18 protein-coding genes and 1 other RNA gene are annotated in these 26,303 nt (G+C 41.4%); 1 reads left to right on the forward strand and 18 read right to left on the reverse strand.

What is annotated here, in order from left to right; translation table 11 throughout:
• The 8 genes from E4T79_RS01715 to E4T79_RS01750 all read right to left on the reverse strand — a co-directional run.
• On the reverse strand, window positions 1-468 hold a 468-nt coding region (locus E4T79_RS01715), incomplete at its 3' end, for a helix-turn-helix domain-containing protein (RefSeq protein ID WP_167752598.1).
• A gap of 235 nt (window positions 469-703) precedes the next feature.
• Complete coding sequence (gene tkt, locus E4T79_RS01720; protein ID WP_135027032.1) at window positions 704-2,674, reverse strand: transketolase; 1,971 nt, start codon at window positions 2,672-2,674, stop codon at window positions 704-706.
• 555 nt (window positions 2,675-3,229) lie between these two features.
• Window positions 3,230-4,291: a zinc-binding dehydrogenase gene (locus E4T79_RS01725; protein WP_135027034.1), complete on the reverse strand. Its 1,062-nt coding sequence runs from the start codon at window positions 4,289-4,291 to the stop codon at window positions 3,230-3,232.
• Window positions 4,275-5,354, reverse strand: coding sequence for a galactitol-1-phosphate 5-dehydrogenase (locus E4T79_RS01730; protein WP_135027036.1), 1,080 nt, complete (start codon window positions 5,352-5,354; stop codon window positions 4,275-4,277). The genes E4T79_RS01725 and E4T79_RS01730 overlap by 17 nt, the downstream gene beginning before the upstream one ends.
• A 1,967-nt stretch (window positions 5,355-7,321) precedes the next feature.
• Window positions 7,322-8,590 carry a PTS transporter subunit IIC gene (locus tag E4T79_RS01735; protein ID WP_135027038.1) on the reverse strand — a complete coding sequence of 423 codons (1,269 nt, stop codon included), beginning with the start codon at window positions 8,588-8,590 and terminating at the stop codon, window positions 7,322-7,324.
• A gap of 22 nt (window positions 8,591-8,612) precedes the next feature.
• A complete protein-coding gene (locus tag E4T79_RS01740; RefSeq protein ID WP_135027040.1) occupies window positions 8,613-8,906 on the reverse strand; it encodes a PTS sugar transporter subunit IIB in 294 nt (97 codons plus the stop codon).
• 20 nt (window positions 8,907-8,926) lie between these two features.
• Complete coding sequence (locus E4T79_RS01745; RefSeq protein ID WP_135027042.1) at window positions 8,927-9,403, reverse strand: PTS sugar transporter subunit IIA; 477 nt, start codon at window positions 9,401-9,403, stop codon at window positions 8,927-8,929.
• A 26-nt stretch (window positions 9,404-9,429) separates the two neighbouring features.
• Entirely contained in the window at window positions 9,430-11,358 is a 1,929-nt protein-coding gene (locus E4T79_RS01750) for a BglG family transcription antiterminator (RefSeq protein ID WP_135027044.1), read from the reverse strand.
• A 260-nt stretch (window positions 11,359-11,618) separates the two neighbouring features.
• On the opposite strand from E4T79_RS01750, the gene E4T79_RS01755 reads away from it, so the two are divergent.
• Entirely contained in the window at window positions 11,619-13,997 is a 2,379-nt protein-coding gene (locus E4T79_RS01755) for a phosphoketolase family protein (RefSeq protein WP_135027046.1), read from the forward strand.
• 781 nt (window positions 13,998-14,778) lie between these two features.
• Here the strand turns inward: E4T79_RS01755 and ulaG are convergent.
• From ulaG to ffs, 10 genes are all read right to left on the reverse strand, one after another.
• A complete protein-coding gene (ulaG, locus tag E4T79_RS01760; RefSeq protein ID WP_135027048.1) occupies window positions 14,779-15,870 on the reverse strand; it encodes an L-ascorbate 6-phosphate lactonase in 1,092 nt (363 codons plus the stop codon).
• Between the two features lie 455 nt (window positions 15,871-16,325).
• Window positions 16,326-18,020, reverse strand: coding sequence for a transcription antiterminator (locus tag E4T79_RS01765; protein ID WP_135027050.1), 1,695 nt, complete (start codon window positions 18,018-18,020; stop codon window positions 16,326-16,328).
• Between the two features lie 129 nt (window positions 18,021-18,149).
• Window positions 18,150-18,866, reverse strand: coding sequence for an L-ribulose-5-phosphate 4-epimerase (locus tag E4T79_RS01770; protein ID WP_135027052.1), 717 nt, complete (start codon window positions 18,864-18,866; stop codon window positions 18,150-18,152).
• Window positions 18,867-19,730 (reverse strand): L-ribulose-5-phosphate 3-epimerase, encoded by an 864-nt coding sequence (locus tag E4T79_RS01775; protein WP_135027054.1) that lies wholly within the window; start codon window positions 19,728-19,730, stop codon window positions 18,867-18,869.
• 3 nt (window positions 19,731-19,733) lie between these two features.
• Window positions 19,734-20,399, reverse strand: a complete 666-nt coding sequence (locus tag E4T79_RS01780; protein WP_135027056.1) for a 3-keto-L-gulonate-6-phosphate decarboxylase UlaD — start codon at window positions 20,397-20,399, stop codon at window positions 19,734-19,736.
• 914 nt (window positions 20,400-21,313) lie between these two features.
• Window positions 21,314-21,799, reverse strand: coding sequence for a PTS sugar transporter subunit IIA (locus E4T79_RS01785; protein WP_135027058.1), 486 nt, complete (start codon window positions 21,797-21,799; stop codon window positions 21,314-21,316).
• A 76-nt stretch (window positions 21,800-21,875) separates the two neighbouring features.
• Window positions 21,876-22,154, reverse strand: a complete 279-nt coding sequence (locus tag E4T79_RS01790; protein WP_119875546.1) for a PTS sugar transporter subunit IIB — start codon at window positions 22,152-22,154, stop codon at window positions 21,876-21,878.
• Between the two features lie 284 nt (window positions 22,155-22,438).
• Window positions 22,439-23,890 (reverse strand): PTS ascorbate transporter subunit IIC, encoded by a 1,452-nt coding sequence (locus E4T79_RS01795; RefSeq protein WP_135027060.1) that lies wholly within the window; start codon window positions 23,888-23,890, stop codon window positions 22,439-22,441.
• 413 nt (window positions 23,891-24,303) lie between these two features.
• Complete coding sequence (locus tag E4T79_RS01800; RefSeq protein ID WP_135027062.1) at window positions 24,304-25,653, reverse strand: glucose-6-phosphate isomerase; 1,350 nt, start codon at window positions 25,651-25,653, stop codon at window positions 24,304-24,306.
• A 178-nt stretch (window positions 25,654-25,831) separates the two neighbouring features.
• An RNA gene (ffs, locus tag E4T79_RS01805) (signal recognition particle sRNA small type) lies at window positions 25,832-25,921 on the reverse strand.
• Window positions 25,922-26,303: the final 382 nt, after the last annotated feature.

Consider the following 26,303-nt stretch of genomic DNA (forward strand, 5'->3'; position numbering starts at 1 on the left):
GGAGACCCCAAATGTTTCAACAGCTGCTTGGTAGTCTTTGTCATGAGCAATGGTGTAGTTGACAATCTCCACACGTTCTTCAAAAGTGGTGTTGCGTCCTTGTTTCATACGACTGTATCCTTTACTAGTAGCTTTTAATCCTTTACTACTAGTATACTCTTTTATCCATCTTGAGAGAACAGAACGAGACGAAATTTCATACCGTTGACAGATGTCATAGGTTGATTCCTTTCCATCAAGATAATCCTGAACAGCTTGTTCTTTTAGCGCTTTGGAGTATCTTTTCCAAGTGTGCTTTTCCCTAAGACCATCTACCCCGTCGCTTTCATATCGCTTCATCCAGTGTCTGATAGTATAATCAGACACTTGGTAGGTTTTCGTTAATTGACCGAGGGACTGCTTATGACTCAGATACAACTGAAGGATTTCACATTTTTCTTCTACTGATTTTGGACTTCTTTTAGACATACGAAAACTCCCCTTATAGTGTCTAGTGAATTTTTGTTTTTTCACTGTCTACTATAAGGGGAGTATATCAAACTGTATAGTCTTTTAGTTTACTTTTAGTACTAGGCATCGAGCTGCTGGCTGTACTGGAGTACGGCAAAGCGAGTGAACGAAGTAATAAAAGATAAACGAAATGACTATAACATCACGATTGAGAGCCCCACTCCCTTTACTATCAAATTATGAACCTATTTTCTTACAGTTCTTTCACAATATTCACTACATTTTCAACAGTAAAGCCATATTCTTCAATAACTTTAGCTGCTGGAGCAGAAGCTCCAAAAGTATCGATACCAAGTACCACACCATCTAAGCCAACATACTTGTACCAGCTTTGAGTTGCAGCCATTTCAATGGCTACACGGCGACGGACTGCATTTGGCAAGATTTCTTCCTTATAGGTTGCATCTTGAGCATCAAAGAGCTCAGTTGACGGTACGCTAACGACCCGAACCTTGATTCCCTCTGTCGCTAATTGCTTAGCAGCTGTGACTGCCAAGTTTACTTCTGAACCTGATGCAAGAAGAATGGTATCAAAACCTGCTTCTTCATAGACTACATATGCCCCTTTTGCAACCTTATCAAAATCAGTTCCTTCTTCTACCGTTAAGTTTTGGCGAGTAAGAACCAGAGCTGACGGAGTTGATTTGCTCGTCAATGACAAGTACCAAGCAGCCTGTGTTTCACGTGCATCTGCTGGACGGAAGACATTCAAGTTTGGTAAGGCACGAAGACCCGCTAAATGTTCAATCGGTTCATGGGTTGGACCGTCTTCTCCAACCGCAATCGAATCATGGGTAAAGACATAGGTTACTGGAAGTCCTTGAAGAGCAGACAAACGAATCGCTGCTTTCAAGTAGTCTGAGAAGACAAAGAATGTACCACCATAGACACGAAGTCCACCGTGAGCTGCCATACCGTTCAAAACAGTTCCCATAGCAAATTCACGCACACCAAATTGGATATTACGGTTGAGACGATGTGCATCATCTTGTAGACCGTCCTCTTTGATATAGGTCATGTTTGAATGCGCCAAGTCAGCTGACCCACCCAAGAAAGTCGGAAGCACTTTCGCCACTGCGTTAATGGCATCTTGACTTGAGTTCCGAGTAGCTTGTGAGAAGCCTGCTTCGTGGACTGGGAAATCACTTGGTTTCAACTCTGCTACATCACGACCTTCAAGGATTGCAACGACTTCTTCTGCCAATTCTGGGTAAGCTTCTCTATAATCTGCAACCAATTTTTCCCAGGCTACATAAGCTGCTTGACCTCGGTCAGCAACTTTTTCCTTGAAATCTGCATAGACTTCAGCTGGTACTTCAAATGGTGCATAATTCCAATCCAAAGCCTTGCGCGTTGCTTCTGCTTCTTCTGCTCCAAGTGGCGCACCATGAACAGCATTTGTTCCCTGTTTATTTGGAGAACCATGCCCAATGATTGTTTTCACTTCTATAAGAGCTGGCTTACCCGCTGCTTTTGCTTTTTCAATGGCTTGGTTGATAGCTACTACATCTGTTCCGTCTGCTACGAAATCTGTGTGCCAACCGTAGGCTTCATAGCGAGCACGTACATCTTCTGTAAAGGAATCTTTGGTTTCGCCGTCCAAATTAATATCATTTGAATCATAAAGAACGATGAGCTTATCTAATTTTTGCAAACCAGCATAAGAAGCAGCTTCGGCAGAAACACCCTCCATTAAGTCCCCATCACCACAAATAACATAGGTATAGTGGTCAAAGATATTATAGCCTTCTTTATTGTACTTAGCTGCAAGGAAACGTTCTGCCTGCGCAAATCCTGTCGCAGTTGCGATTCCTTGGCCGAGAGGTCCTGTCGTAATATCAACTCCAGCAGTGTGACCATATTCTGGATGACCTGGTGTTTTTGAGCCCCATTGGCGGAAGTTTTTAATTTCGTCCATGCTGACTTCTTCAAAACCAGATAGGTGAAGAAGAGCATAAATTAACATTGAACCATGTCCAGCTGATAAGACAAAACGGTCACGGTTCATCCAATTTGGTACCTGTGGATTGATACGTATGTGGTTGGTAAAAAGACTGTAGGCCATTGGAGCTTGCCCCATGACTGCTCCTGGGTGACCTGATTTCGATTTTTCAATGGCATCTATTCCAAGAAAACGAATCGCATTGACTGATACGTGTGACATATCTTCCTCCTCTTAAAAAGTTATTCTAGTTCTATTATAGCATAAAGCGTTTTCGTTGTTACAATAAGTTCAACATTTGGACTTATTGTAACAACCCCTACCACAAGTAAACTACCTTGAGGCAGGAAACCGTTTCTATCATCACGAAAATGAAGCTCTATCGTGATGCCCAGTTTCCAATATCCTCGCCTTATAGTTTCTAGGCTCCTACGACTACAGATATGTCAAACTGTTCAAACTCTGGGTCGCCCTTGTCAGCGGCTTGCTTTTGTTCGGTCACTGGGCGGTAGAGTTGCTCTCCGCTGCCTTTTGTTTGTGATAAATTTCGCTATCCTCAACAAGGCAGCAACCGTCTTTCAAGAAGCTCTCGTTCGACCACCTCGTTTAGAGCTTGTTCCTTGTACAGATACGAAAAACAATCCAAGTGGAGAGGGATGTTCCCCTATAGTATTTTGGTTTTCTTTTAGTACTGGGCAACGAGATGCGGGCTGTACTAGAGTACGGCAAAGCGAGTGAACGAAGTAATAAAAGATAAACGAAAGGGCTATATCTTGATTAAATCTCTCCTGGATTTGATTCAATCATCACTTTAAATTCTTTTCCACCCATGACAGCTTCAAACGCTTGTCTCCATTCCTCTAATGGAAATTTTTGAGTAATCATCTTGTCAATATTGATTGCTCCTTTGTTTAAGAGGTGAATGGCAACTGGCCAGTCAAATGGATTTTGTGAGCGACAACCCACATATTCAATTTCACGTTGAATGATAGATTCTGTATCTAATTCCGTGTATTTCCTCGCAAAAAGTCCTACTTGAATAAAACGACCACGTTTCTTGATGAGCGGCAATACCTGATTGACTGCTGGAGAAGCTCCTGATGCATCATACGCCTTATCAACACCATAGCCATCTGTGTATCGGTGAACAATCGTAGCCAAATCTTCCTTTTGTGTATCTACCACTACATCGGCTCCCAATTCTTTTGCAAAGGCTAGACGACCTGCATCCTGACTAATTCCTGTCATGATGACAAAGGCACCGATGTCTTTGGCAATTTGTAATAAGAACAAGCCAATCGGACCAGGTCCCATAATGATGATTTTATCATGAAGACTCAGCTGGCTCTTTTGATACATGGCATGTACACAGCAGGCTAGAGGTTCCGTCATGGCTGCCCCCTCATAACTGAGAGAATCTGGCAAAATATGAACACTTTCTTCGCGAGTCAAAACATACTTGGCCATTGATCCATTCTGCTGAGTTCCAATTCCCCTGCGCTTCATCGCCAAGTTATAGAGCTTATCATGTGTGTAAATATCGGTACTTGTTTCAAACGTTGTTTCACTCGTCACACGATCGCCAATCTTAACCTTTGTTACTTGATCACCAACTGCTACTACTTGACCAGAAAATTCATGGCCGAGAACGACAGGTGTTGCAGGATTATTATACTCACCTTTGAACGTATGAATGTCTGAACCACAGATTCCTGTAAAGGCTACTTTAATAAGTACCTTATCCCCCTCAGCCTTTGGCACAGGTAATTCTAAAAAATCCATTTTATCATAGCCGGGTTCTGTTTTAAAGACCCCTTTCATTTTATCTGGAATGATCATGTTCGTCTCCATCTGTATCACTTTCAGGGAAAAGCATCACCTTGTTATAGGACTCTTCCCTATTCACTGTTAGATTAAAAGCTTTCTGAATCTCCTCAAGTTTAAAGCGATGAGAAATCATATCTTTCAACTGAATTTTACCCGCCTCAATAAACTCAACTGAGTGAGTCCACTCTTTACCAGGAAATGGTGCAGAATAAGAATTCCAGAAACCTTTTACTGTATATTCCCGTCTAAAAATATTTTCAAAGGCACGCTGGCGCAACAATACATCTGTATACGCAATACCTTGATAACCAATTTGACCACCTTTTCTGGTAATTAAGAGGCATTGTTCTTCTGTTATCTTAGACCCCGCACATTCTAAGGCAATATCAACACCTAGGCCATCGGTCCATCTTGCAACTGCTTCTTCTAGCGATTCTTCTAAAGGATTGATTGTATCCGTTACTCCATATTTTTTGGATTCTTCTAGCTTATTGGGATCAATATCAATTCCAATAATTCGTTTGACTCCCGCTAAACGAAGCCATTGAACGCTTAAAATACCAATCGTACCTAAACCAAATACCGCTACTTGGTCACCGACTTGTGGATCCAAACCCATGACACCATGGGCAGCCACTGCCAACGGTTCAATCATGGCAGCCTCTTCATAAGAGATTTTTTCCCCAATGTTCAAGACATTTGTTTCTGGTACTACAACGTACTCTTCAAAACCACCGTAGTAATGAGAACCAATCATCCGATAGTCTTCACAAAGTTGATATTTACCCTCACGACAGTAGATACATTGGTTACAAGGCAAGAACGGCACAATCGCGACACGATCACCGACTGATACCCCCTTTACATCTTCTCCTACTGCCTCTATTTGACCTGAAAATTCATGCCCCATAACCATGGGCAAATCATATTTCCACTCACTTTGCATTTTATGAATATCAGAGCCGCAGATTCCTGCGGCTTTGACTTTTACTAAAACTTCCTGCGACCGTGGAATTGGCTTATCCATTTCATGGATTTCAAAATGATTTAGTTCTGTCAACAATGCTGCTTTCATTGTTCTTTCACCTCTCCCCTCACTACACCTATATATATCCTTTACCCATTGCGCTGGTTAATTCCTAAACTTCCCATTTTAAACGTATCGATTGTCATTCCGCCAAAGCCCAAAATTAGTTATACATACTGTTCGAACAATCACTTTCAAAACGAACTAACTCAACAGATATCCTTGATAAAAATAAATCTCTACCTCATCACACCAACCAAAAACTGTATCAGAAAGGGACGTAGCCGTTGTAAACTATGTTCACTTACGGATACGGCTCCCTTTAGGGGGACGTAGCCGTTGTAAACTATGTTCGCTTACGGATACGGCTCCCTTTAGGGGGACGTAGCCGTTGTAAACTATGTTCGCTTACGGATACGACTCCCTTTAGGGGGACGTAGAGGTTGCAACTTTAGTTGCTTACAGATGTGGCTACCTGAGCTTAATAACTAGCAGGGCGATGTCATTGATTGCAAAACAACGAATACTTAAAGAAAATAGACAAGGAAAAACAATCAAAGGTAGGATATTGTTCTTGTATATTCAAGGAAATAGGCTGAAAACCTCCACTGGAGCTTTTCACTCGTCAGATTTTCTACTTTTACCGTAGCTATTGCAGGCTGTGCCTGCTTTACAGATATGGAAGAAACTATCCAGCGGAGAGTTTCTTAGACACAAGGTACATTCGCTTTTTACACGCCCTTGTATCTTGGTGTAATTGAACACGCCCTAAACTCTGTGCGAAAAAGATAAATTTTCCTAGAAACTAACGTTTCTTCGTCAAATTTCCTATTTTCGCTTTGAGTTTTTAACGGGCTTTGTATCTTGCTGTAATTGAACACAGCCTACGAGCTGCGTAAAAAAGAAACGCAACTGTTGCAACTTTAGTTGCTTACAGGTGTGGTTACCTTTAGGTATAGGTTTTCTGGAGTCTACAGACTCTGCGTCAACCTCCTATTTTTATCTTGCTCGCTTCAACAGTCTAGAAAGACTGTTGAAGGTGGCAGATAAAACGAGTGAAACTCGTGTCAAACGGCTTTTGTATCTTGATGTAACTGAACGCGGGCTACAACTCTTCGACAAAAAGACCAATCTCATTGGTTGCAAGTCAACCTGCTTCGATTGTTTAGCGGTATCTAGCTGGCTCCTCCCTGCATTTTATTGGTGACGAGCCTAGCTATCTTCGCAGGGGTCTCACAACGAAGCGTTCCGCTTCTGTTCGGCCGCCTATTTTTCATTCGCTTTTTAAACGCCCTTGTATCTTGGTGTAATTGAACACGCCCTAAACTCTGTGCGAAAAAGATAAATTTTCCTAGAAACTAACGTTTCTTCGTCAAATTTCCTATTTTCGCTTTGAGTTTTTAACGGGCTTTGTATCTTGCTGTAATTGAACACAGCCTACGAGCTGCGTAAAAAAGAAACGCAACTGTTGCAACTTTAGTTGCTTACAGGTGTGGTTACCTTTAGGTATAGGTTTCCTGGAGTCTACAGACTCTGCGTCAACCTCCTATTTTTATCTTGCTCGCTTCAACAGTCTAGAAAGACTGTTGAAGGTGGCAGATAAAACGAGTGAAACTCGTGTCAAACGGCTTTTGTATCTTGTAATTGAACTCGGGTTAAAAGCTCGGAAAAAAGAGACGAAGCCGTTGCGAACCATGTTCGCTTACGGATACGGCTACCTTTAGGTGCCAAGCTCATTGGTTGCAAGTCAACCTGCTTCGATTGTTTAGCGGTATCTAGCTGGCTCCTCCCTGCATTTTATTGGTGACGAGCCTAGCTATCTTCGCAGGGGTCTCACTACGAAGCGTTTCGCTTCTGTTCGGCCGCCTATTTTTCATTCGCTTTTTAAACGCCCTCGTATCTTGGTGTAATTGAACACGGGCTAAAAGCTCGGAAAAAAGATAAATACTCCTAGAAGCAGAAGCTTCCTCGTCGTATTTCCTATTTTTCATTCGCTTTTTAAACGCCCTTGTATCTTATGTGAATAATTGTGCAAATTTCAAGATAAGCCAGTTAAGGACATTACCACCCATATCAAGGCTTGATACGAGAGTAGCTCCCGCTGGGAATTCATACACACCACGCATCATTTCTGTATGTTCTGGTGCAAAGTTTGTTGCCATGTAAAGTGCAAATGTAATAACGATAGCGCCTGTAATGACAGATTGAATGATATTGCCTTTGCGGTTAGCGACAATTAGTGATACGTAAAATGGAATGGTCGCTAAGTCACCAAACGGTAAAACTTTGTTTCCTGGTAAGATAATGGCAATCAATAAAGTGATTGGTACAAGGAGCAAACCTGTTGCAAGGTTAGCCGGGTGACCAGTTGTAAGGGCCGCATCCATACCAAGATAGATGGTACGATCGCTATTTCCGTTACGTTTTTGCAAGAAGTCCCGAGCTGCTTCTGAGATTGGAATCAACCCCTCCATCAGAATTTTAACCATACGAGGCATCAAGAACATAACTGCCCCCATATTAATTCCCATTGTGATGATGCCACCAGCATCATATCCACCAAGTGCTGCGATTGCCGCACCGATAATAATCCCCATCATCATCGGCTCACCAAAGATACCAAATTTCTCTTGAATTGTGTCTGCACTAACCTCAAGCTTATTTAAACCAGGAATTTTACCAACGAGGATCCCCACAGGGATACCAATCAAACCAAAGGCATCAGTAGAGCCAGTTGGAAGACTAACGCCCTCTAATCCATAAAATTTTTCAACCATTGGGGCTGTCCAGTCTGCGATAAGTAGGCAGGCAATTTCATAAAGGACACCGCATAAGATTGAGAACCACCAGTTTCCACCGGTTACGATATAACCGGTTGCGGCAGCGGCGATAAAATGCCAGTAATTCCACAAGTCAATATCGAGAGTCTTCGTAGTCTTAGTGAACAACATAATCAAGTTCACAACTACACAGATTGGAATCATGATAGCAGACACTGGAGCTGCCCAAGCTGCTGCTGCCGCTGAGGGCCAACCAGTATCAATAATATTCAATGATACGCCAAAGTTTTCAACCATTGCTTGTGCTGCAGGACCTAAATTGCTAGACAAAACACCAATAACAAGGTTAATTCCAATGAAACCGATACCTACCGTCAAACCTGACTTAAGCGATTTGCCAAATGGTAGTCTGAAAATCAATCCTACAATTGTCAACATGATTGGAAGCATGACAGATGCCCCTAATCCAAGAATATACTGAACAACGTCGTTAATAACACTCATTGTTTCATCTCCTTTTTATTTTTTATCCTAAAATTGAGTGTGCAGCTTCCAAGATTTGTTCGTCAACCTTGTCTGCATTTATACCAGTTAGATACCCCATCGCTTTGATTGCTGGGATACTAAATTCACCTGGAAGTAGGGTTGTTGTAATCAACATATCTGCATCTGCTTCTCTTGCTTTTGCTTCTGCAATTTTAATTTGAATAATATCAACATCGATATTGTTTGCTTTAAACAAATCCTCTACACGTTTCATTACCACTGTTGACGTAGCAATTCCTGCGCCACATGCCACCAATACTTTAAGTTTAGCCATAAGCTGTTCTCCTTTATGGATTATAAATTATTATTTTTTACAATAGTCAATAACTGCTCTGTTGTTTCAGCAACTAAGAGTTGACTTAATACCTCTGGATTTTGGAGTAGTTTCATCAAGGATTGAAGCATGTCCAACTGAGCATGAGGCTGGTTCAAACCAAGAACAAATACGATATTGGCTGCAACCATTTGATCTAAATCTTCCATACTCTTGAATGCAACCGGCTCTGCATTGGTAATGATCGCCACAAATTCCTTATGGACACATTCAGCATCTGTATGGGGAATTGCCACTCCAAAATCCTCTAATTGAATACCCGTTGGAAATGTTTCCTCACGCTGTTTTACGCGCTCTAGGAAGTCTTCCCGTACATATCCTTTGTCAAAAGCAACTGTCGATACTTCTGTAAACAGTTCTTTATTGGAAGAATAACGTTTTTGCGTAAAAATTAAAGGTTCATTTAGATAATCCGATAATTTAATAGCTGCCGTCATTGTAGCAATCTCCTTTTTTATAGTTCCTACAGACAATCGATAAAATCAGCTTGATTTTTGATAGAGTGTAGGGTATCGATATAGTCTATACAATCAATTTTGGAGTATAAACTAATCAAGGCTTTCTTATATAATTCCTCATCTTTTTCTGCAATCGCTATAAGGACTACGACCTTGACTATGTTTTGCCCCCAGAGAATAGGTCTATCGAGGGTCATGATGACCAGCTGTGACTCTGCAACATATGCCGGATCCGCATGAGGTAAAGCAATTCCGGTGTAAACACTGGTACTCCCTAACTTTTCCCTAGCCAAGACGGATGCTAAAAAACGTTTGTTACGCTGATTTCTCAGCGAGGTTTTTTCGACCATTTTCTGAATACACTCTTCGACAGATTGACAAGATTGATGAAGTAAAATATTGCTCTGCAACAAGTCTCGAATCACTGATTTTGAAAAACTCGTATTGTCATGAATCATAGACAGCATATTCCGATTTCCCTTGGTTAGGCTCGAGTAGGTATGTTGTATGATTTCCAATTCCTCATCTGTCACGATTGGACTAACTTGTATGTAATCAACGGCAAATTGCTCTAAGTGGATAGAACTAATAATCAAGTCTGCTTGCTCAAGCTTTTCTTCTGTCAACTCCCTCATGTCCATGTTGACCAAGTGGTCAAAATTGGAAATCGTACGACGTAGCGAGCTCATAACCAATTCTGAAGTCGCTAGACCATGTGGGCAAATGACATAAATTGTCAAAGGTGTTGTCATTTTCTCAACCGAAATCTCAAAGTAGATAGTAAGAAAGGCAATCTCTGCGTCGAAGAATTCGACTGCATACTTCTCTGACAAAGACTTTGATGCCAGCCAGACAATATAGTAGAGCGCACTGTATCTCGTCTTTATATTTTCTGTAATCTGATTTTTGATGTTAATCCCACTCTTTAAGCGGTAAATCATCGGCTGTGTATGGTTGACCAACATTTGAAACAGATGTTCATCAGATCGAAAATCGACACCAGATAATTCTGATACTCTCTCAATAAATTGCTCGACTGTCCTTTTAAGAGCTGACTGTTGCACCATTTCTGTTTCATATCCTACAGATAGGAGCGTGTAGCAGATGTTACGAATTTCCGCATCTGTCATCAGATTCATGGCAATTCCTGTCGTTTGACTTAGCAACTCGCCTGCAATGATATAAACTTCATATTGTTGAAGATTTTCGATACCCACGCTCACATCTGGCTCTACAATCGAATTTCCCTGAAGATAGCGTTTGGAACTGATGAGTAAATCTAAGACGAGATAGACCCGGTACTGTTCAGATGTTCTAAAATGATAGAAAGTAGAAGATTTTTGGACACTCTCCACAACATTCCTGATCAACTCAGGAGAGAAAAAGTAGGTTAAGCCCTCTTCATACTGTAAACCACTCAAGTCAAAATGCTGAATGATAAAGTCGCGGAAGAACTTTCTGATATTCTCTTCTTGCCCAACCAGAGAAACACGACCACTCTTTTTCAAAAGTGAAACGTGATAGGTAATCAAATGCTGCTCTAATCGCTCTAAATCCCTACGAATCGAAGCCTCGCTAATGAAATGACTCACAGACCAGTCCAAGACATCAATGATATTACTGCCTAACATCAGTTCTTTTAGCAAGTCACATTCTCTATGAAATTGAGAATCTTCATCTAGCACATCATGATTACTTTGTTCAACAAATTCTAAGATTTTCCTCTTGTCATTTTGCACAACCTGTAATCGAATACCACGACGTGGCGTTTTTTCTATCGTGATACCAAAAGATGACAGTTCTTCATTAATAATCTGTAGATCCGCATAAGCCGTTTTGGTTGAAACAGCATATTTAGAGGATAGCTCTTGTGCTGTTATATATTCGTTAGCAGCCATAAGATCTCTCAGAACATTGATTTGTCTAGGATTCAATCTGGACCTCCCCTGTTACATGTATCATTATAATGTAAGCGTTTTTATTTTCAAAGTCAACTTACTTCCAGATTAATGTGGAAGTGATGATATTATATCGGTTATTTTCAAAAAAAATACATTTAAAGCTTACTATTTCAATGTTTCTATTTTTTTCTCATGGTTTTCAAAAATATTTTCAAACTTTGACAGGGCTTACAGAAGATGATATAGTTATCATGTGAAATAAAATACAATAAATAGATAAAGGAGTTTGAATCATGACACAACTATTTGATTCACCGGAATATCTTGCAAAGGTTGATGCTTGGTGGCGTGCTGCCAACTACATATCAGCCGCTCAAATGTATCTGAAAGACAATCCCTTGCTCAGACGCGATGTTATCAAAAACGATTTGAAAGCTCATCCCATTGGGCACTGGGGAACCGTTCCTGGGCAAAATTTCATCTATGCCCACCTCAATCGCGCAATTAACAAATATGATTTGAATATGTTCTACATTGAAGGTCCTGGGCATGGTGGACAAGTAATGGTTGCCAACTCCTATCTTGACGGTAGCTACACTGAGCTTAACCCAGACATCCCACAAACAGAAGAGGGCTTCCAAAAACTATGCAAAATCTTCTCTTTCCCTGGAGGAATTGCCTCTCATGCAGCACCTGAAACACCAGGTTCTATCCATGAGGGTGGGGAACTCGGTTATGCCCTATCGCATGCTGCAGGAGCTATCTTGGATAATCCAAATATCATCGCAGCAACAGTTATCGGTGACGGGGAAGCAGAAACAGGTCCACTGATGGCTGGCTGGTTTGCCAATACGTTCATCAATCCCGTAAACGATGGTGCTGTCTTGCCTATCCTTTATCTCAACGGTGGAAAAATCCACAATCCTACTATCTTAGAACGCAAAACAAACGATGAGTTGGCTCAATTCTTCAGAGGACTGGGTTGGAAACCACTCTTTGTTGATGTGACAAGCTCAAACCTTGATGAAGCACATCAAGCAATGGCTCAAACAGTCGACAGCGCCGTTGAATTGATTCAAGCCCTCCAAACAGAGGCACGCAAAGGCTCAGCTGAAACAGCGACAATGCCTGCCTGGCCAGTGATTGTTGCACGAATTCCAAAAGGATGGACTGGTCCTAAAACCTGGGAAGGTATCCCAATTGAGGGTGGTTTCCGAGCTCATCAAGTTCCAATTCCAGTAGACGCACACCATATGGAGCATCTCGATGCTCTCCTCGACTGGCTTCATAGCTACCGTCCTGAGGAGTTGTTTGATGAAAACGGAAAACTGTTCTCAGAAATTGCGGAAATATCACCCAAAGGCGATCGGCGCATGTCTATGAATCCAGTCACCAATGCGGGTATCATCAAACCGATGGATACAGCTGACTGGAAGAAACATGCCTTTGATATCGAAACACCCGGTGCATTCCTTGCCCAAGACATGATTGAATTTGGCAAATACACTGCTGACTTGGTGGAAGCAAACCCTGATAACTTCCGTATCTTCGGACCGGATGAAACAAAATCCAACCGCTTAAATGCAGTCTTTACAAAAACCAACCGTCAATGGCTTGGTCGCCGTAAAGACAATTATGATGAATGGCTCAGCCCCGTTGGTCGTGTCATCGACTCTCAATTATCAGAACACCAAGCAGAGGGGCTTCTAGAAGGATATGTCTTGACGGGTCGCCATGGATTCTTCGCTTCTTATGAATCATTCCTGCGTGTGGTGGATACTATGATTACACAACACTTCAAATGGTTACGCAAATCAAAGACACACACTACTTGGCGGAAAAACTATCCCGCTCTCAACCTGATTGCAACCTCAACCGTATTCCAGCAAGACCATAACGGTTACACCCACCAAGACCCCGGAATTCTGACTCACTTGTCTGAAAAAACACCCGAATATATCCGTGAGTATCTCCCTGCTGATACCAATAGCCTCCTAGCTGTCATGAACAAGGCTTTCAAAGAAGAAGACGTCATCAATCTAGTCGTCACTTCAAAACACCCACGTCCACAATTCTACTCTGTTACTGAAGCAGAAGAATTGGTTGAAAAAGGATATAAGGTCATTGATTGGGCATCGACTGTTCCTACTAATGGAGAACCTGATGTAGTATTTGCTGCCGCAGGAACTGAGCCAAACTTAGAAGCCTTGGCCGCAATTTCCATCCTCCATAAAGCTTTCCCTGACTTGAAGATTCGCTTTGTCAATGTCGTGGACATCTTAAAACTTCGCCATCCAGATGTGGATCCACGCGGACTTTCAGATGACGAATTCGATACAGTATTTACAACAAACAAGCCTGTTATCTTTGCTTTTCATGCCTACGAAGGCATGATTCGCGACATCTTCTTCCGACGTCAGAACCATAATCTTCATGTTCATGGATACCGGGAAAACGGGGACATCACCACTCCATTTGACATGCGCGTAATGTCTGAACTTGACCGCTTCCACCTAGCTCAAGATGCTGCTCTTGCCATATTTGGACAAGAAGCACAACTATTTGCTAAAGAAATGGATCAAACCCTTGCCTACCACAAAGAATATATCCGTGAACACGGGGAGGATATTCCTGAGGTACAAAACTGGAAATGGAAAAATATTAATCAATAATACTCAATAACAGCCACATCTGACTAGGGAACGAGAAAGAACTTGACCGCTAGAAAAAAGAGTTTGGTTTTTCTTCACTTCTTACATTCGAGGTTCGGGCTGGTCCGGGCTATTCCCAAACCGTTTCACTCCCAATCCTGTGAAAGTTGATGAGGTCAGATTTGAACCTCAGAAAGTGAACAAATAGGAGTAACAGATCCAGTGGAGGTTTTTAGCTTGTTCCCTTAAAACAAAAGAACAGCGTTTCATTTCCAACTTTCAACGGCATAATAGCCGCTGAGACAATTCATCACTGTGCTGAGATATAGTCCTTTCGTTTATATTTTTATTCCTTCGTTCACTCGTCTTGCTGTACCATTGAGAAAAGTTACACTTTTCTTATCTGTCACTTGAAATAGTTATCAACTATTTCAACTACCTGCGACTCCTTGCCTAGTACTAAAAATAAACGAAACGGCTATATTGATGCGGCCTCTGAGAATGGGAGAGGGGCTTTTTCCCCAGCCTCTAGGAGATTAAGATAGTCAAGCTCCCCCTCTAAATTCCCTATGAATCATACAAAAAACCTAGAAGAGTTACTTCTAGGTTTTTTTGGATGATGGAACTTTTCGTCCAAAGCTAGGACCAAAAGAGCATTTTCATAAAGCTTTATATCGTCTTTCAGTTTGCTTTTAGTACTCGGAAACGACCTGCAGGCTATACTAGAGTACAGCATTGTGAATGAACAAAGTAATAAAAGATAAACGAAAGGACTATAAAATAAACAGTTTGATACTTGCTCTTATAGCAAGGCCTTGAATTGGATATTGGAATCTTCTAAGAAGCAATCATCAAATCCACGTGGATGATGGTATTCAATACGGTCTTGGTCCATTGGATAAGTATATTTACCGCCAACTTCCCAGATGAATGGGTGGAATTGGTATTGCAAACGTTCTTTTCTCATCTTCCACAACTCTAGGATTTCATCAGTTGAAGCCATAAAGTTTGACCAGATGTCATAGTGTACTGGGATGATGACCTTAGCGCGAAGATTTTCCGCCATACGAAGAAGGTCAATTGACGTCATCTTGTCTTGAATACCAAGCGGGTTTTCACCGTAATTGTTCAAGGCAACATCAATCTTGAAATCACGACCATGTTTTGCAAAGTAGTTTGAGAAATGAGAATCCGCACCATGATATACTGTTCCGCCCGGTGTTTCAAAAATGTAGTTGACAGCCTTACGCGCCATTTCTTCATCTGTCACCGCAAGTCCAGCCAATTCACCATCTTGAGCATCTGCTCCTTCTACTGGGAGGGTCACCAAGCACGTACGGTCAAAAGATTCTACCGCATGAACTTTCATGTCCTTGATTTCAAAGCTATCACCTGGTTTTACGATGATAATACGTTCTTCCGGAACACCCCACTTCTTCCAAATCTCCCCACATTCGTAAGGACCGACAAATTTCACATGGTCTAATTTGGGATTGTTGACAATGGCTGCTGCCGTATTGATATCAATGTGGTCACTATGGAAATGGGATACAAGGTAGTAATCCAATTCATTGATTGCAAATGGGTCAATGACCATCGGCTGTACACGCAGGTTTGGTTGGAGTTTGCGAACCCCTGCCATATTCGCCATTTGGTGTCCACGAACCATGTCTTTGACTTTTTTAGTGGATTTTCCACGCGCTGACCAAAGATCCATCACTATGTTAGCTCCGCCTGGTGTTTTGAGCCAAATTCCACAATTTCCTAACCACCACATAGAGAAGTTTCCTTCTGGAACCACTTCTTCTTCAATCTCTTCATTGAGCCATGTACCCCATTCTGGGAATGTACTCAAAATCCATGATTCTCTTGTAATTTCATTCACTTTTGCCATAATAGTTCCTCCTGATAACTTATTTATAAGGTTAGTATAACGCTTTCATTTATCTATAAAAAGACCAAATAAAACACAGGCTTGTGTTCACGTTTGGGCTGTCATTCTCTTCAAACAGCAACTTCTAATCCTATCTCTGAAGTACTCCCTATCGAGTGAGAAAAAGAAATAATAAAAGATTTCACAAATAGCTTTGTTCTTCCATTCAAGAAAAACCATTTTTTAAAAGAATAGGAGCTGTACAGCAAAAAAAGTCCTAACTATAGTCATTTCGTTTATCATTTACTACTTCGTTAACGCGTTTTGCCGTACTCCAGTACTACCTGCGACTCCTTACCTAGTACTAAAAATAAACGAAATGGCTATACTAAAAGTAAATTAAAAGACTATAAAAGCCTTGACATATACATATAGATTCTAAAAAAGCTGGACTTTCTGTCCAGTTCTACACAAGATTAATATAGGTCTTTTAACCCACCATTTTTAACTGTTGCTAAAAAGAAATCGCTTTGGAATAATTCCTGAACTTTGTCCGTAGCTTCTCTTACATCTTCTTCTTTTGAGATGTAGCGCGAAAGGAGGCGCTGCAGTTGAGGCTGAATTTGCTTGGCGCTATCTTTCATCGTATGATAGGTTAAAAAATAATTCAATTTCATGACATCTTCATACGTTAAAACAGGACTAACCTGCAGGATAGGAAAGGAGGCTCGCAAATTATCACTAGTGGATATCAACAAATCCACTTCCAAAATATCCTCCACGCTATAAAATTGTTCTGTTGTAAAAACAGCCTTGATACTATCTATCGGTAGGTAGACCTGACACTGCTTATACAATAACTTCTGGACACCTACCCCCTCATCGCAGACCAAATAAATATTTCGAAAGGCTTTTCCATTAACTGGCTTATGCTTTAACGCACCGCCGATATGAATGGTGAAATAGGAGATATCATCGTCGTTCATTTGAATCATCCACTCTACTTCTAAGGTATAAGAAGCGACCACTTTGACTGTAGCAAATAAGTCTTTATATTTTTGTTTAATCTGACTCATCAAAGGGGTTTTAGATAAAATACCGTATGTCTTCCGAAATAACAGGGCCTTGGCATGCATGACTAGATTCCGCATCAGAGTTTCACGATTGTCGATTTCAAAAGCTGAACAACGTAAAAATTCATCAACAAAACGCTCTAAGGCCTCTTTCATCTCTGCAAAGTCTTGGCTGTTGGTATGGATATCTTTATCTTTCCGATAAGATAAAAGAAGCATCGCAATCAGGGAAATCTCAATTTCATCAAGTGCCACCTCAAAACAATCGAAAAGAGAAGCTGCCAGATTCTGAGCAGCTTTGTACTCGATCCGTTTCCGAATCAGAGTGAATTCCCGTTGAATTTCTGCCTGTTCAACAGCTTTTAAAGACATATTGCGGTAGCTAAGAAGCAGATAGGGCAAAACTTTCAACATAAATTCAATCTCATAATGATTAATCTTTTTGCCCAAATCAACCTCTAACTGATTGACCTGTTCTGCCAGAAAGGCGACAATATCCGAACTAAATAATAGGGCACACCCCTCAAAACAAGGTACCTTTTTATTAAGAATGGTTAAAAAGCCCTCGTTAGGATTAGAAAACACATCATAGAGCAGAGAGTGCATATATTGGATTTTATTGAGCGGATGACATTTGAAAAAATACCCCTCTGATTTCGTCGCATAAAGATATACCTTAAATTGCTCCGTAGTCAACTGCACCCGAATTTCACTCAGATCATTTAGAACTGTATTGCGTGAAACATCGGTCAAATCCATGAGTTTTTCAATCGTCACACGCTCAGAAGTGATGGCAATATAAATCGTCATCAGTTGAATCCGCTCTTCCATGCTCATCACATAACTGTAGGAGTCCACACTATCTAATAGCGTTTGACAAGCTTCCTTTTGAAGTTCAGATAATAGAATTCCCACTCTTGGAAAACTGACAATTGGCTCAATATCATCAGGAAGAGAATCATTGATTTTTTCAAGATGATAATAGATTTTTCGTCTGGACTGTCCCATTGCTCGTGAAATACTCATAACCGTTTCTGGATTTGTCAACCGCATTAAATACATCAGCAATTCATAGCTACTCTTATCTAGTAAGACCACTTCATCCATCTCCTTTTTGTTATATAGAATAGTATACCACGTCTTTAAGGCGAAACCCATGATTCTCAAAAATAAGGAGAGGGAATTTACTTTTGTCTTTGCTCACTCTCTATTACAGGTAACTCATTCTCAATGTGCATCGCCTTTCTGTCCATAATAGGCATTAGGACCATGCTTGCGAAGATAATGCTTGTCCATGATGTACTTAGGAGCAGGCTCCACGCGGGGATTGATTTGCTCAGTGAAACGGTTCATTTTCGCAACTTCTTCAAGTACGACTGAGTGATAAACTGCTTGCGCAGGATCTTTCCCCCAAGTAAATGGTCCGTGGTTACGTACAACAATTCCTGGAACTGCAATCGGATCGATACCACGCTCCTTAAAGGTTTCAATGATGACACTACCTGTTTCTTTCTCGTAGGCTGCATTGACTTCATCAGCCGTAAGCGAACGAGCACAAGGAATTGTCCCATAAAAGTAATCCGCATGGGTTGTCCCATAAAACGGAATATCGCGTCCAGCTTGTGCCCAACCAACCGCTTCTGTCGAGTGGGTATGGACAACAGCCTCAATTTCTGACCAAGCCTTGTAAAGCGCTACATGGGTCGCGAGGTCTGAGGAGGGATTGAGATCGCCCTCAACAACATTTCCATCCAAATCTGTTACGACCATATTCTCTGGACTGAGTTTGTCATAGTCGACACCAGATGGTTTGATGACAATCCTCCCCAACTCACGGCAAACCTCAGAAACATTGCCCCAAGTGAATTTGACCAAGCCATGTTCTGGCAGGGCTACGTTGGCCTCATAGACCCGCTTGCGCATTTCTTCTAATGATTTTGGCATTTAGTTCAACCCCGCTTTCTCAATCAATGGGTAAAGAAAATCTTGCGCTTCTCTGATTGCCGCCCGTGTTTCCTCTACTGTTTCACAATTTTCAGACCACATTTCAATCAAGAATGGCCCCTGGTAATTGGTTTTCTTTAAAATAGCAAACGTATTTTCCCAATCAACACAGCCCTGCCCAAAAGGCACGTCACGGAATTGTCCTTTGGACGTCTCTGTCACAGCATAAGTATCTTTCAAGTGAAGAGCTGCAACTGCTTGATGACCAATGACAAATTCGCTATACAAATCATTGTGCCATGCAGAGAGATTACCCGTATCTGGGTAGACAAAGAGATAGGGAGAGTTGATTTCTTGAGCAACCGCCAAGTATTTTTCAATGCTATTGATAAAAGGATCGTCCATGATTTCAATCGCCAGCATCACCTGAGCCTGCTCCGCCCAATCACAGGCCTTGCGCAAATTAGTCAAAAATCGCTCACGAGTTGCCGGTGATTTTTCCTCGTAATAAACATCATAACCCGCCAGTTGAATGACCCGCACACCCAAATCCTGCGCTAATTCAATACATTTTTGCATGGTTTCAAGTGACTTAGCCTCAAGAACAGGATCATTTGAACCAAGCGGATAACGACGATGACCAGAAAAACAAATGGTTGGTATACGAATTCCTGTTTGGTATATAGCCTTGACAAGCTCCAAACGCTCCTCCTTAGTCCAATCAAGCCGAGCCAAACGGTCATCGCTTTCATCCACCGACATTTCTACAAAGTCAAAGCCAAGTTCTTTTGCAAACTCCAAACGCTCTAGCCAGGTAAAGTGCTTAGGGGTTGCTTTTTCATAAATTCCAATTGGTCTATCCATAGCCTACCCCCAAATACGGCGGATCTCATCCTTAAAGGCACGCGCTGCAGCAGCGGGATCTTTTGCCTCTGTAATACCACGACCAGCAATGAAAGTATAAACATCCACCCCTTCAAAGAGTTTCAAGGTATCAATATCAAGCCCACCTGTGACAGACACACGAAAACCCATGTCAATCAATTTTTTCACCTTATTCAAGTCTTTTTCACCCCAAGTTTCACCCGCAAGAAGAGCATCTCGAGATTGATGATAAATCGCTTGAGAAATCCCTGCATCCAGCCACATTTGAGCATGGTCATAAGTCCAATCCCCATAAAGTTCTACCTGGATTTCTCCCTTATCCCCCCGAACTTCTTGAATGGCTTTCAATGCTGCTTTCATGGTTGGAATAGTCGCTGAACAAATACAAGTCATCCAATCCGCACCACGCACCGCATTGTTCTTCGCAACCGTACCCCCAGCATCAGCACACTTAGTATCGGCTACGATAATCTTATCTGGAAAGAGGTTGCGTAGCACCTCTACCAACTCGCTCCCAACTTGGAGCAAGCAAACCGTTCCTGCCTCAATCACATCAACCTCATGGCCAACGGACACTGCCGCCTTAATCGCACCCTGCAAATCTGAATGATCAAGGGCAACCTGTAAATTTGGAATATGTTTTGTCATACTAATCTCTTTTCTAAACTAAGATACAAGGGCGTGAAGCAACTCCTAGACAAAATAGGCAATCGAAGCAGGTTGGCTTGCAACCAATGAGATTGGTCTTTTTGTCAAAGAGTTGTAGCCCGCGTTCAATTACATCAAGATACAAGGGCGTATAAAAAGCGAATGAAAAATAGGAAATACGACGAGGAAGCTTCTGCTTCTAGGAGTATTTATACCTAAAGGTAGCCGTAGCCGTAAGCGAACATAATTCGCAACGGCTTCGTCTCTTTTTTACACAGCTTTTAGCCCGAGTTCAATTACATCAAGATACAAGGGCGTATAAAAAGCGAATGTACCCTGTGTCTAAGAAACTCTCCGCTGGATAGTTTCTTCCATATCTGTAAAGCAGGCACAACCTGCAACAGCTACGGTAAAAGTAGAAAATCTGGCGAGTGAAAAGCTCCAATGGAGCTTTTCAGCCTATTCTCTGCTTTCTAGTTGTTAAGCTCAGAGACCCGTATATCCAGAGGTAGACTATACCTTTGGAGCAACTAAAATTTGCAACGGCTTCGTTCCCCTAAAGGGAGCCATATCCGTAAGTGAACATAGTTCACAACGGCTTCGTCCCCCTAAAGGGAGCCATATCCGTAAGTGAACGTAGTTCGCAATGGCTTCGTCCCCCTAAAGGGAGCCATATCCGTAAGTGAACGTAGTTCGCAATGGCTTCGCCCCCCTAAAGGGAGCCATATCCGTAAGTGAACATAGTTCACAACGGCTTCATCCCCCTAAAGGGAGCCATATCCGTAAGTGAACGTAGTTCGCAATGGCTTCGTCCCCCTAAAGGGAGCCATATCCGTAAGTGAACGTAGTTCGCAATGGCTTCGCCCCTTTTTCGCATAGAGTTTAGGGCGTGTTCCATAGTCAAAATAACTATATTATGAGTCTAAATCCAATCCTTCAAGATATGGACTATTTTTAGACTCTTCTACCATGGCAAGAACTTCTTCTTCTGACTGGCAATTCACCAAGCGCTCGATAGAATTTTCCAATTCAAAGAGGGCAATAATTTGCGGAATCGCAACAGATGTATGAATATCTGAACTTGTCGCAGCAAGCGTTAAAAGAACACTGACTTCCTTACCGTCTGAAAATACAACCGGTTTTGTCAAGGTAATAAGAGCAAAGGCATCACGTACCACACCTGCTTCTGGACGAGCATGTGGCATAGCCATACCTGGCATCAAGATATAGTACGGACCGTATTCATTCGTCGATTCAATAATCGCATGATAATACTCTTCTGTAACCGCTCCGCTTTCAATCAAGGGGGCAACTGCTAAGCGCACTGCTTCTTCCCAAGTTTCTGCTGTCAAGCCAAGACGGATTGACTGGTTTTCTGTAAAGGCTTTTTTCAAATTCATATAGCTTCTCCTCTGCTTTTATCTGGGAGTGTTCATCCCAGCCTCTAAATCATTACTATTTATGCTCAAAGAGTCACTATAAAACTTCTTGCAATTTTGCCTTAATCTCGTTATCGTCCATGAGGTTGTCAAGACCGACTAATTTACCATTAGTCCGTCCCTGCAGTTCATCAATCAAATGAACAGAAGCAATAACAATATCGTACCCTGCCGCAAGGCCTTTTGCCTCACCCACGCTACAAGAGTTAACCGTAAAATCACTTTGACCAAGATTACGAAGGGCATTTTCCACCTTCATCTTAATCACCATAGATGAGCCCATACCGTTTCCACATGCTGTCAATACTTTAACCATTTTCTTTTCCTCCTGATGAATGATTGTTAATTTCTGAAAATACAAACTGATTGCTTAATGCTATTTTTTGAGTCTTCTTATACTATGCAAATGTGAGTCAACTTCCACCAGTCCAATAGACTAGATGATGAGGTTTTCCTCTTCATCTCCAATCGCCGATAAGCATTTTGAAGCCAAGCTTTCAAAGTCTCGCTATTGCAAATCCCTCTCACTACAGCTCACTTCTTCAACCTAGCTAACTGAAACTATTTCAGATGCCTTATAGGATTTTTGATGAGTGAGATTTATTCTTGGGCTTCTCCACGATAATACGCTTCTTTGTCTTTAGCTCTAGCAAATTGGATTTGCGGAATTGCAAGGAAGAGCACACATACCAAGATATACCCAATAATACCCAGCGCTTGGAAGAGATAGCCAAATCCTAACCACGGAACTTCAAAGTCAATATTTCCATGGTAGCCACCGTAAGCTGCCAAATCAAGTAGGGCAACACAAGCAGCACCCAGAGCTACTTGAAGCACACCTGAGATAAAGGATAAAATAACCGCTGCTTTCCAGCCACCGCGCTTATCTGCATAAACCGCAATCGCTGCATTGTCAAAGAATACTGGTACAAAACCAGTTATGATGAGGACTGGATTCTTAAAGACAATCAACAGTACAATAGTAATAAGTTGTCCGATCAATCCAAAGGCAAAGCCAGAAAGTACCGCATTCGGAGAGCCAAAACCGTAAGAAGCTGCAACGTCTACCGCTGGGAATGACCCTGGAAGAAGTTTACTTGAAATACCTTGGAAAGCATTCGTCAATTCAGTCACGAACATCCGTACCCCTTGCATCAAGATAAAGAGGTATACAGAGAATGTAAAGGCTGTTTGGATAATGTACATGTAGAAGTCTTGCTTTGCAGGATTGAACGGCGTTCCTGAGGTAATGACTTCTTTATTGGCCATCACTTCTGGACCTAAGACTAAAAGAATGGTACCAAAGAAGATTAACATCAAGGTTGCAGAAGCAACCACTGTATCGTGGAAAATAGACAAGAATTTTGGCAATTTCAAGTTATCCAAGTTTTCTTCTTTTTTACCGAGTTTTCCAGCAATCTTATCAACAAACCAAATGGCAAATTGTTGTTGGTGTCCGATAGCAAAGCCACCTCCACCTGTCAAGCGTTGAGTAGCTTCTACAGTCATATTCGAGCTGACTGCCCAGTAAAGACCACAGATGATTCCGATAGCTGTCACACCAAAACCGTTGCGTAATTGCGGAATAAGAAAGAGTACCATAAGCGAAATCGTCGCTGCTTGTTGAACCATGATATGACCTGTGATGAATAAGGTTCGAACCTTGGTAATCTTACGAAGAGCAACAAGTAAAATATTAATCCCAAACCCTATCAATAGCGCTGTTGTCGCTGCTCCAACAAAGTCTGGAAACATTTCTTGAATTTTAGTGTTGGCTGCCGTCAATCCAAAGTAAGGATCGATAACGGCTGCACCAATATTAAACTTAAAATTGAGCGCTGCAAGGATTGGTCGGAAAGTTGTCACCAGACCTCCTGCTGCTACGTTCAAAATCATATACCCGACCGTTGCCTTCACAAATCCTGCAAAGATATCGTGTCCCGGCTTTTTCAAGAGGGCATAACCAACAAGGACCAAAAGTCCGACGAAGAAGGCTGGATTCTGCAAAATATTTTGCGAAAACCAATCAAGAATGTTCTTCAAAATCTCCATTCTATTGTCTCCTTTTCTTTATTTTTTATTTTCTTACCCTCATTATATTCTTTGCAAGCGCATACAAAAAGACCAAATAAAACACAGGAATGTGTTCACATTTGGACTGTACTTGATCATATAGTCTTTTAGTGTACTTTTAGTACTAGGCAAGGAGCTGCAGGCTGTACTAGAGTACGGCAAAGCGAGTGAACGAAGGAACAAAAGAGAAACGAAATGACTATATAAGACTAGAAAGCACGATTAAGCTCCTCCTCAAGATAGAAATAAGCACTCATACTCGGATGTTTTTTCCAATACATCGTCTAAATCTATGTGGAAAAACTCCTCTCCACTGCATTGTCATCAATAAAGTCTTCAAACCAAACTAAAAAACCAACCATTTGGTTGGTTCTATGCTTTCTATTGAGGAATTAAAGACGGGCGTTCAACTCTGCTCCCAACTCTTCAAAACCTGGTTTTCCAAGGAGGGCAAACATGTTTTTCTTGTAGGCTTCTACTCCTGGTTGGTCAAATGGATTTACGCCATTGAGATAACCTGAAAGAGCAATCGCAAGTTCAAAGAAGTAGATTGTATACCCAAGTGTAAACTCATCTTGCTGTGGTAGAGTGACAAACATGTTTGGTACTCCACCATCTGTATGCGCAAGAAGCACACCGTCGGTTGCCTTTTTATTCACGAAATCAACATCTTTTCCTTGAAGATAGCCGAGTCCGTCCAAGTCTTCTGATAGTTCTGGAATCAAGATATTTTTTCTTGGATTATCGACACGGATGACTGTTTCAAAGAGGTTACGATAGCCTTCTTGAATAAATTGACCAAGTGAGTGTAAGTCGGTTGAGAAGTTCGCTGAAGTTGGGTAAATACCTTTTTGATCCTTACCTTCTGATTCACCAGCTAGTTGTTTCCACCATTCGCTAAAGTATTGCAATGATGGCTCATAATTGGCTAAGATTTCAGTCACGTAGCCTTTTCTGTAAAGGATATTGCGAACAACAGCATATTGGTAAGCTTCGTTTTCTGCAATCTTGTCAGAAGCATAATCCTTGCGCGCCGCATTCGCCCCCTCCATAAGAGCTGTAATGTCTGCTCCTGATGCTGCAATCGGAAGCAATCCTACCGCTGTCAAAACAGAGAAACGTCCACCGACATTGTCGGGAACAACGAATGTTTCCCAACCATTTGCATCAGCTTCTACCTTAACAGCTCCACGCTCACGGTCAGTGGTTGCGTAAATACGTTTATTAGCTTCCTCTTGACCGTATTTTTTCACAAGCAATTCTTTAAAGACACGGAATGCAATCGCAGGCTCGGTGGTTGTACCTGATTTTGAGATTACATTGACTGAGAACTCTTTGTCTGCCACATACTCTACCAAATCAGCCAAATAGCTAGATGAGATTGAGTTGCCTGCATATAAAATTTGTGGTGCTTTACGCTCTTCTTTGCTCTGCAAGTTTACAAAAGAAGTATTCAAGAAATCAATCGCTGCTTTTGCACCGAGATAAGAACCACCGATTCCAATAACCACCAATACATCACTATCTGATTGGATTTTTGCTGCAGCTTCTTTAATACGAGCAAATTCATCTTTGTCATAGTTTTCTGGTAAATCAAGCCAGCCAAGCATCTCAGCTCCTGCTCCAGTACCGTTCCGCAAGTCCGCATCAAGTGCTGTCACTTGGCTTTGTAAAAACTCCAATTCCGTTGGAGCAACAAATTGTCCCAAAACTTTTGAATAATCAAATTGGATATGTGCCATTCTAAATCCTCCATTTTTTCTATATAGCTAATGATAACGCTTTATTGAATTTTTTTCAAGGAAATTCTATATTTTCATTCATTTTCATAAAATACTTGGCGCATTTTCTTAAAATTGTGAAAAAATCACATATTTTCTAATTTATACAGGATCTAAGGCCCCTTTAAAAAGTTAGAAAAAATACAAAAAGAGCACACACCCGACATCGCTTAGGGCTGCTGGATTCCTCCCCTGACCCGCTTCACGCACTGATGTTGCTCCACCTAGTATTATACCATAAATCTCAGATTGTGCAATCATTTTCATCCGAATGTATGTGTCTGAATTTTTGGGAAAGTCCAACTAACCCTTATAACCTAAGAAAACTCTAGGTTCTTTATCCGAAAAAAGACTGAAACAAAGTTTTTCCTTTGCCCAGTCTTGACGAGATTGTTCACTATGTGTTACAATTTTTTTAGACTGATTAAGCAAAGTTCTAGTTTGCCTTAATCGGTGGTGTAGGAGTTCCTGCTTCTACACCTTTTTCGTTTTTTGATATTATCATTGTACCACCATTTAGGCAAAAAAGCAAATATCTTCTATGCAAATCATGCAAAAAACACCCCTAAAAATGACTATTTTAGCGGTTTGCTCTTGTTTACGAGGTTTAT

It is taken from the genome of Streptococcus sp. LYSM12, from assembly GCF_004569635.1.
Lineage (GTDB): Bacteria > Bacillota > Bacilli > Lactobacillales > Streptococcaceae > Streptococcus.